Genomic DNA, 8,488 nt, shown 5'->3' with positions numbered 1-8,488 from the left:
TTGTTTTTTTCAATTATAAACAAAAATGCCCTATAAGATGACCTTTTTCAAGTGTCTATCTTATAGGGTACAGTTTAAAACATCAGCTACCTTTTAATTTTACTCAAAAATTTTATGGACTTCATTTTTCATCGAATCGGAAATTTGATAGCGTGTAAAGCTAGCTGTTATAGAGAAAGCTATCATTCCAATTTGGAATCAAAATTCATGATTTTTCGCATTTCTGATGGTTGTCCTCCTTTGCTATGCTCTACTAAAGGAGATGAAATAGGATGACAACAAAAACAAAATGGAATGCTCATTTATATGATGAAAAGCATGATTTCGTGTCAAAATTGGGTACAAACTTAGTTGATCTACTAGCGCCGCAGAAAAATGAACATATTTTAGATGTGGGTTGTGGTACAGGAGATTTGGCTAATGACATATCAGCACTTGGAGCTTCTGTGCTCGGAGTAGATGCGTCGGCTACGATGATTTTAGCTGCTCAGCAAAAATATCCTGCCATAAATTTTCAAACAATGGAAGCTACAGCGATGCATTTTTCTCAGCAATTTGATGCCGTTTTCTCCAATGCCGCACTTCATTGGATGAAGGAACCTGATGTAGTTATCGAAAACGTCTATGGCGCACTGAAGAACGATGGACGCTTTGTTGCTGAAATGGGTGGACAAGGCAATATTGCATCCATCGTTTGGGCCCTGCAAAAAAGTATGGAATCTTTACAATTTCCCTATATCGACCACTATTTCCCTTGGTATTTTCCAAGCGTCGAGGAATATCAATCAAAATTAGAAAATGCAGGCTTTGAGGTCGAGAATATCACACTCTATAAACGTCCTACACCACTTCAAGGGCAGGATGGGCTTCGCAACTGGTTGGTCATGTTTAGTGAAAATCTTCTACAACACTTAAAGGCGGATGAGAAAGAACAGGTTTATACGACATGTGAGGAATTATTAAAGCCAACGTGTTTTCAACAGAATGAATGGGTCATTGATTATTATCGTCTGCGCTTTATTGCTCGTAAAAAATAGATTAAAAAAGGTTACTATTCTGTTGTAGTAACCTTTTTTCCATGCTAAGAGCGAGGCAGCAATATCACAATGACGCCTATTAAGCATATCCCTGCGCCAATAAAGTCTAAATGATCGGGCTTTTTGCCATCAATGCCCCACCCCCATAAAATAGACAACACGATGAATACTCCACCATAGGCTGCATAAACTCTGCCAAAGGTAGGAAAGGACTGGAATGTTGCAACAACACCGTACAGAGCAAGTGCAATACCGCCAAAAATACCCCAATAAAAAGGTTTGCCCTCTCGTAACCAAAGCCAAATTAAATAGCCCCCACCTATTTCACCAATTCCCGCAAGAATAAATAATAATATAGCGATCATACTGTAACTCTCTTTCTCGTTTTGACTCTATTATACATGTCTTACATGCCCCAATATGTAATAGTGTCCGTTATTCCGATTAAAATTAATAGGATACCTGCTGTCATTTGAATAGCCCTTCCCATCTTCATACTTTTTCGTAGGATAAGGCGTTTGGCATCAAAGACATAGATCAACAGAAGCATGATGATAAGCGGTACAGCGGTCGCTACGCCAAAAATACTAGGTAAAAGCAACCCATAGGAAGTGCTCGCCACAAGGGGCATTAACCACACAAAGAATAAAACAAACATAGTGGGACAAAAGGCAATAGAAAAACTAGCACCCATTAAGAACGAGCCGATTTTCCCCTCTTTTACTACAGGCGGCAGCAGCAATGGTAAGCGTTGTAAAAAGGTTAATTTGAATAAACCGATTAGCACCAACCCTGTTAGTAGCATTATCGGCCCCATAGCCTGACGAAAGATTGGAAAATAAACGGTCATCTTTGTTTCAAATGATTGTCCAAAAAGCCAAGCACAAAAGCCAAGCGCACTAAAAACAACCACTTTCCCCACAATAAAAAACATAATTTCTTGCCAATTACTGCTCTTTTGAAGTGTTCGATTGCCATAAAATGTAATGGCACTCATATTACCTGTTAACTGACATGGAGCAAAGGCGCCTATTAAGCCAAGAAGAATGGCCATCATCAGGGCAGAATGCTCATAGCCTTGTACAAATTGCGTAAGCGGTTCACTAATCAACTGACTAATGCTGGACAATACACTATACACCTAAACACCCTCTATCTATTATTTCTACTAAAATAGTATAAAGGTACATTATGAAAAAACCGTGCAGAAAACGGCTTTACTCATACACGCTATTACACGCTACTAAAAAATCATCATAATCAGCTGAGACATACTTTGTAAGCAAGTAAGTATCCGATACAATATGAGAAAATTCTTTTACTGAATAGCTATGTAGAAGATGTTGCTGGCAATCCGCTTCAATCACACTCTTAGGCAGCAAGGCAATACCAAGACCATGCTTGACGAAATGCTTGATCACCTCTGTTTGATTAATATGCATTGTTTGATGGCTGGTAAATTGCTGTAGCACCTGTTGTACTTCCTGCCAATAGGGCGCATATTCATGTGTGAGAAGTGTTTCCTGCCGTAAAAGAGTGAAAGCATCTAATTCCTTTTTACCAATAGGAGCAATTAAATGCAATGGTTCTTGTGCGAGCATCACCGTGTGAAGCTCACGAGTTGAGGTTAATTTGGATAAGCCAATATCGATTACACCCGTAAATACCGCTTCCCCGATTTCATTGGATTTTAGAAGTTCTATCACTACCTGAGTAGTTGGCTTTCGGTGCTGGAATGCTGTGATAATAGCTGGTAATGTTGAATTCGCTATTTGCGGAGCAACGCCAAGCGTAAGCTTAGCGGTGTAGCCTTTTACGAAGGAATCCATTTGTTGAAGCCCCTCATCAAAAGCGGACAAGATTTTTTGTGCCTGCTGACTAAAATAAGCACCCTGCCGATTTAACGTAACCTGTTTGCTCTGTCGATCAAATAACGGGGTTTGCAATGCCCTTTCTAAATGCTGGATATGCTTCGTTACAGTCGATTGTGTAATAAATCGTTTTTCAGCCGTTTCTCGAAAGTTTTCTGTTTGTGCTGCCACGATAAATGTGCGTAGCCACTCTGTTTCCATCGCCATCCCTCTTTCGTTTTCAACTAGTATAACGAAAAATTTGTAAGTCTTGAAACCTTTTTTCATCATAAGCGTATGTATAGCTAACGATGTCAGTAGGAGGAATGAAAAATGTCTTTTTTTCATAAAGCATTAGCAAGTATTGGTATAGGTTCAGCAACAGTGGATACAAGATTGGAGAAGGATACTTATCGTGCTGGAGAGATCATGCAGGGGGAAATCATTGTGCGAGGCGGTCAAGTTGAGCAACAGGTCGACACGATTTACCTATCCGTCAATACGACGTATATCCGTGAGTCGAATGATCACAAACATACAGAGGTTGCCACACTGCAGAAGGTCAAAGTAACAGAGCCTTTCACACTGGGCGCAGGCGAGGAAAAAGTCTTCCCAATTTCATTAACATTGCCATTTGAAACACCGATTAGTGCAGGTAAAACACAGGTATGGATTCAAACGGGCCTTGATATTAAAAATGCGGTCGATCCGAGTGATAAGGATTATATTCGTGTCGAGCCAACAGCACTAGCAGGTCATATATTAGATGCGATTCGTGGATTAGGTTTCCGTTTACGTGAAGCTGAATGTGAACAAGCTCCTTCACGCTTCCGAGGCTACTATCCATTTGTCCAAGAATTTGAATTTGTACCCACTGGACAATATAGAAGCCATTTAGATGAGCTTGAATTAGTTTTCCTTTCTCAATCCAACCATTCTGCAGAGATTTTAATGCAAATTGATCGCAAAGTAAAAGGCATTGGTAGCTTTTTTGCTGAAGCATTAGATATGGATGAAAGCTATGTTCGCACAACGGTTACGATGCATGACCTACCGACACTGCAAGCAAAGCTTCAGCAAATCATTTCAAAACACGCCTAATGAACAAAAACTTCAGACGTTCACTTTTGAAACATAAAAATTTAATTTCAACATCAATAGGGTACGAAATCATAATGATTTTCGTACCCTATTTAATAGAATGAGTTTATAAAATCACATAGCATTCGTCGTGCCTTTTTTAGAACAGGCATGTATACCAAATGAAGTAATACTAAACAATTTTTCGTTATCAAGACTTAAATAAAAATAAGATAAAAAAATTAAAGGATTCTACATGTTAGATATGACTATACTATAGCCCTATTAATGGAAGGTGTAAATTTGAAATAAAGTAGACCCGTTTATAAAAGAGAAGAATATGAATTTCCTTTCTTTATAAAGTGAACTTTGCTTTTCTTTTGGATTAGTAGCCTACTAAGTGGGAAACGATATTCTATTAAATATTGAATAACATTATTTTCTGAAAGATTACCAAACAAAGTTTGTAAAACTTCTTCATATGTAATATTTGTAATAAATGTAATAATATAATATTTTTACCCTTAAGTAGCTCTGCTTTAAATGCTTTATAAGCCATGTTTATCTATCACCATATGTTACTATCTCCTAATCGTTTTATTTAGATAGGATGAATTCTAGACGTGTTTAATACCTTTATTGAGGCACTTTCCACTTCGGTAGATTTGGTATTTAATCTTATTTTAAACATAGTGTAACAATACAAAACTCCCTTTATATTACAATTGAATTACATAAGGAGGGCGTTAGATGTTAGTTAAAAATAATGAAGATTTATATGAATTACTAGATTCTTTGTTAAGAGAGCCAACAGAATTTTGGGATACATTTTATAAAGATAAAAAAAGAAATGTCCCATTCTTTTGTGATAAACCTGATGAACATTTAGTAAAATATATTGAAAAAGAAACTATAAAGCCACGTAATGTACTTGAAATTGGCTGCGGAAATGGACGAAACGCTATTTATCTAGCTCAAAAAGGTTTTAATGTAACCGCTGTGGATTTATCACAACAAGCAATCGATTGGGCAAAGGAGCAAGCTGATGTCCAAAATGTAAACATTCAGTTAATTTGTGAAAATATCTTTAATTTAAAGCTGCAATCACAAAAGTTTGATTATATATACGATTCTGGTTGTTTTCACCACTTATCACCTCATCGAAGAGTATCCTACATTCAATTTATCAACAAATATTTAAAGAATAATGGTTATTTTTCAATCAGTGCTTTCAAAGAAAATGGAAAGTACGGCGGATCATCGCTGTCCGATAAACAATATTATATGGATAGAAGTTTACATGGTGGTATAGGATATTCCAAAGAAAAATTACAAATAATTTTTTCAAATTTCCAAGAAATTGAGATACGTGAAATGCAGCACGATAATTTAAGTCAAAATGAATTTGGTCTCGAAGATTTTATTGTTTGTCTGTTTAGAAAAATATAATTCTAGGTAGATAAAAATGTATCTTTATATTGTCAATTTGACGCTTTAAACCTGCATTTTTTATTGTTCCTATACTACAATAACAGGGGCTATAGTTGAATAACATAGGTATAAAATGATTAAAATTTTTTAATAAATTATATACATATTAGACTAATGATTAGCCCCCCTTAAATTAGTCATTGTAAATGTTTAACCTTTTAACAAATGTAGATGAGAAAAATAGTCAAAATAAAAAGCACATCACTAAAATTTGCATTTAGTAATGTGCTTTTTCATTTAATGTATAACATTATAAAAGAAACACTATTGAATAAGACAAAATGTACAATTACTTGTACTTCATATTACAGAGTGGTAGATGGGTTATTGTTCTAATTTATTTCACAGCTTTCTTTACTTTTTCCAGTACTTCTTCAGCTGTCGCTAACTGTAATGCCTCTGTTGCTAAAGACTGCATCTCTGGGACAGATAATTGCTTTAGCAAGGCCCTCGTTTTTAGAATAGACGTAGCACTCATGGAGAACTCATCTAAGCCTAAGCCTAGCAAAAGTGGCACAGCATGCTCATCGCCAGCCATTTCTCCACACATTCCTACCCATTTCTGTTCTTGATGGGCAGCTTTAATGACCATTTGAATTAAACGTAAAATGGCTGGGTTATAGGGTTGATATAAATAGGAAACTTTTTCATTCATCCGATCTGCCGCCATTGTATATTGAATTAAATCATTTGTGCCGATGGAGAAGAAATCCACTTCTTTTGCAAAAATATCTGCCATTACGGCTGTCGAAGGAATTTCAACCATCATCCCGACCTCTATGGAAGAGCCTACTGCAATCCCTCCTGCTATCAGCTTTTCTTTTTCCTCAAGCAAAATTTCTTTAGCCGCACGGAATTCTTGAATGGTCGCTATCATAGGAAACATAATTTTTAAGTTTCCGTAGACAGATGCTCGCAGTAGTGCACGCAATTGTGTGCGGAATAACTCCTGCTGGTCAAGACATAGACGAATGGCACGGTGACCAAGGAATGGATTCATCTCTTCTTGCACAGGTAAATACGGCAGGTGCTTGTCGCCACCGATATCCAGTGTTCGAATAACAACTGGCTTGCCCTTCATACCTTCCAAGACCGTTTTATACGCTGTAAATTGTTCTTCCTCAGATGGCAAATTTTCTCGGCCCATATATAAAAACTCTGTTCGATATAAGCCAATTCCCTCTGCTCCATGACGCAATACCCCATCCAAATCACTTGGCGATCCAATATTAGCCGCTAGCTCAACATGCACGCCATCTTTCGAAACGGTTTGCTCATTCACTAAAGTAGACCATTCCGCCTGTTGTGCCCGATAATTTTGTGCCTTTTCCTGATAGTCTGCAATCACTTCGGCACTTGGGTTCACTAGGACTTGACCCGTCGAACCGTCAACAATTAAATAATCGCCATCCTGAATTGTTGTCGTAGCAATCCCTGTTCCTACGACTGCTGGGATTTCTAAGCTACGAGCCATGATGGCCGAATGGGATGTTCGCCCACCAATATCGGTAATAAAACCGAGAACAAAGTTGCGATCTAATTGGGCTGTCTCTGAAGGAGTCAAATCATTCGCTACGATAATTACCTGTTCGTTCATATTGCTTGGATTTGGAATATGTACACCGAGTAAGTGTGCTAATATGCGATTTGTCACATCTCTAATATCTGATGCTCGGGCACTCATGTATTCGTCATCCATACCTTCAAATAATGCCACAAACATAGAGGATACTTCATGCAATGCATACTCCGCATTCACCGCTTCGTCCGCAATTTTTTGATTGATAGGCCCAAGTAATTCGGGATCATGAACCACTAATAAATGTGCCTCAAAAATTGCGGCTTCTTCTGCACTAAATTTTTCGAATGTTTGCTGTCGAATGATAACTAGTTCTTGTTCTGCTTTGGCAAGAGCGGCTGCTAAACGTTGCTGCTCTGCCTCGATATCATGAATAGTTGTTTTAGCGAATGTTAAATCTGGTTGGACGAAACGATATGCCTTCGCAATGGCAATGCCGTCTGAAGCGGCAATACCAGTGAGTTGTGTCATTGTGCAAGCCCCATTTCCGTGATGAGTGTCGTTAGTGCTGCTAATGCTTGCTCTTCGTCTTCCCCCTCTACCACTAGTGTAAATTGTGAACCTTGCTTTAAGGCTAATCCCATCACACCTAAGATTGATTTCAAATTAGCGGCTTTTTCTTCTGTACGTATTTCTATAGATGAAGCAAACGGTGTTGCTTTTGCCACAAGCTGGCTCGCTGGTCGTGCATGAATACCTAAAGGATCGACTACTGTCAATTGTTGTGTTTTCATAATTTATTCTCCTCTTCTTGTAAGTCTGTTAAAATCATCACATTTGGATGTTTCGATAAAGCAGTTGCAGGTACGTCTTCTGTATAATCAGATGCCAGTAAACGCTCTAACACCTCACGCTTAGCTTCTCCCACTGCGAGTAACAAAATGCATTTTGCCCGCATAATCGATTGAATACCCATCGTGTAGGCCTGTGTTGGCACTTCGTCAATGGATGAAAAGAAACGCGCGTTAGCTTGACGAGTAGATTCTTCGAGTGTTACAAGATGTGTTAAAGAAGCAAATGACGTACCAGGCTCATTGAAGCCGATATGACCATTTTGACCGATACCAAGCAGTTGGAAATCTAAGGGATATTGTTGCAACAATCCTTCATAGCGAGCTGTTTCCATTAGAGGATCTACTGCTAATCCATCTGGTAAATACGATGTTAAAAATGGTTTTTGATTAAATAAATGTTTGTTCATATAATAGGCGTAGCTTTGCTTATGAGTTGCCTCAAGCCCAACATACTCATCCAAATTAAAGCTAATACAATGTGAAAAATCAATATCTGTTTTACAAATTTTAGCATATAGCGGTTCCATTGTTCCACCAGTAGCTAATCCGAACGTTGTGGCGCCATTATTTTTGGCTTCCGAAATAGTTGCTACTGCATATGAATATAAATCATCCATTGAGGAAAATCTTTTTACTTTCACCACATATCCTCCTTTG

Annotated in this window: 9 protein-coding genes; 3 read left to right on the top strand and 6 right to left on the bottom strand. The window is 37.9% G+C overall.

The genetic code is table 11. The features are described 5' to 3' along the window. Window positions 1–272: 272 nt before the first annotated feature. A complete protein-coding gene (locus tag HCH28_RS10335; RefSeq protein WP_221680867.1) occupies window positions 273–1,037 on the top strand; it encodes a class I SAM-dependent methyltransferase in 765 nt (254 codons plus the stop codon). Between the two features lie 44 nt (window positions 1,038–1,081). Here the strand turns inward: HCH28_RS10335 and HCH28_RS10330 are convergent, their stop codons facing one another. From HCH28_RS10330 to HCH28_RS10320, 3 genes are all read right to left on the bottom strand, one after another. Next, on the bottom strand, window positions 1,082–1,402 hold the full coding sequence (locus HCH28_RS10330) for a YnfA family protein (RefSeq protein ID WP_221680866.1): 321 nt from the start codon (window positions 1,400–1,402) through the stop codon (window positions 1,082–1,084). Between the two features lie 41 nt (window positions 1,403–1,443). Further along, window positions 1,444–2,178 carry an urease accessory protein UreH domain-containing protein gene (locus tag HCH28_RS10325; protein ID WP_221680865.1) on the bottom strand — a complete coding sequence of 245 codons (735 nt, stop codon included), beginning with the start codon at window positions 2,176–2,178 and terminating at the stop codon, window positions 1,444–1,446. A 76-nt stretch (window positions 2,179–2,254) separates the two neighbouring features. Next, window positions 2,255–3,109: a LysR family transcriptional regulator gene (locus HCH28_RS10320; protein WP_221680864.1), complete on the bottom strand. Its 855-nt coding sequence runs from the start codon at window positions 3,107–3,109 to the stop codon at window positions 2,255–2,257. Window positions 3,110–3,220: 111 nt separating this feature from the next. Between HCH28_RS10320 and HCH28_RS10315 the strand changes: the two genes are divergently transcribed. Both HCH28_RS10315 and HCH28_RS10310 read left to right on the top strand, forming a co-directional pair. Then, complete coding sequence (locus tag HCH28_RS10315; protein ID WP_221680863.1) at window positions 3,221–3,988, top strand: sporulation protein; 768 nt, start codon at window positions 3,221–3,223, stop codon at window positions 3,986–3,988. A 729-nt stretch (window positions 3,989–4,717) separates the two neighbouring features. Further along, entirely contained in the window at window positions 4,718–5,416 is a 699-nt protein-coding gene (locus HCH28_RS10310; RefSeq protein WP_221680862.1) for a class I SAM-dependent methyltransferase, read from the top strand. A gap of 379 nt (window positions 5,417–5,795) precedes the next feature. Here the strand turns inward: HCH28_RS10310 and ptsP are convergent, their stop codons facing one another. From ptsP to HCH28_RS10295, 3 genes are read right to left on the bottom strand one after another with little or no spacing between them, the layout of a single operon-like run. Then, window positions 5,796–7,508, bottom strand: a complete 1,713-nt coding sequence (ptsP, locus tag HCH28_RS10305; protein ID WP_221680861.1) for a phosphoenolpyruvate--protein phosphotransferase — start codon at window positions 7,506–7,508, stop codon at window positions 5,796–5,798. Continuing rightward, complete coding sequence (locus tag HCH28_RS10300) at window positions 7,505–7,771, bottom strand: HPr family phosphocarrier protein (RefSeq protein ID WP_221680860.1); 267 nt, start codon at window positions 7,769–7,771, stop codon at window positions 7,505–7,507. Before HCH28_RS10300 ends, ptsP begins: the two co-directional genes overlap by 4 nt. Continuing rightward, complete coding sequence (locus HCH28_RS10295; RefSeq protein ID WP_221680859.1) at window positions 7,768–8,472, bottom strand: glucosamine-6-phosphate deaminase; 705 nt, start codon at window positions 8,470–8,472, stop codon at window positions 7,768–7,770. Before HCH28_RS10295 ends, HCH28_RS10300 begins: the two co-directional genes overlap by 4 nt. Between the last annotated feature and the right edge of the window lie 16 nt (window positions 8,473–8,488).

The organism is Lysinibacillus sp. K60, from assembly GCF_019731275.1.
GTDB classification, from domain to species: Bacteria; Bacillota; Bacilli; order Bacillales_A; family Planococcaceae; genus Lysinibacillus; species Lysinibacillus capsici.
Note: the sequence above shows the minus strand (reverse complement) of the source record. Positions and strands in the feature narration are given on the sequence as shown.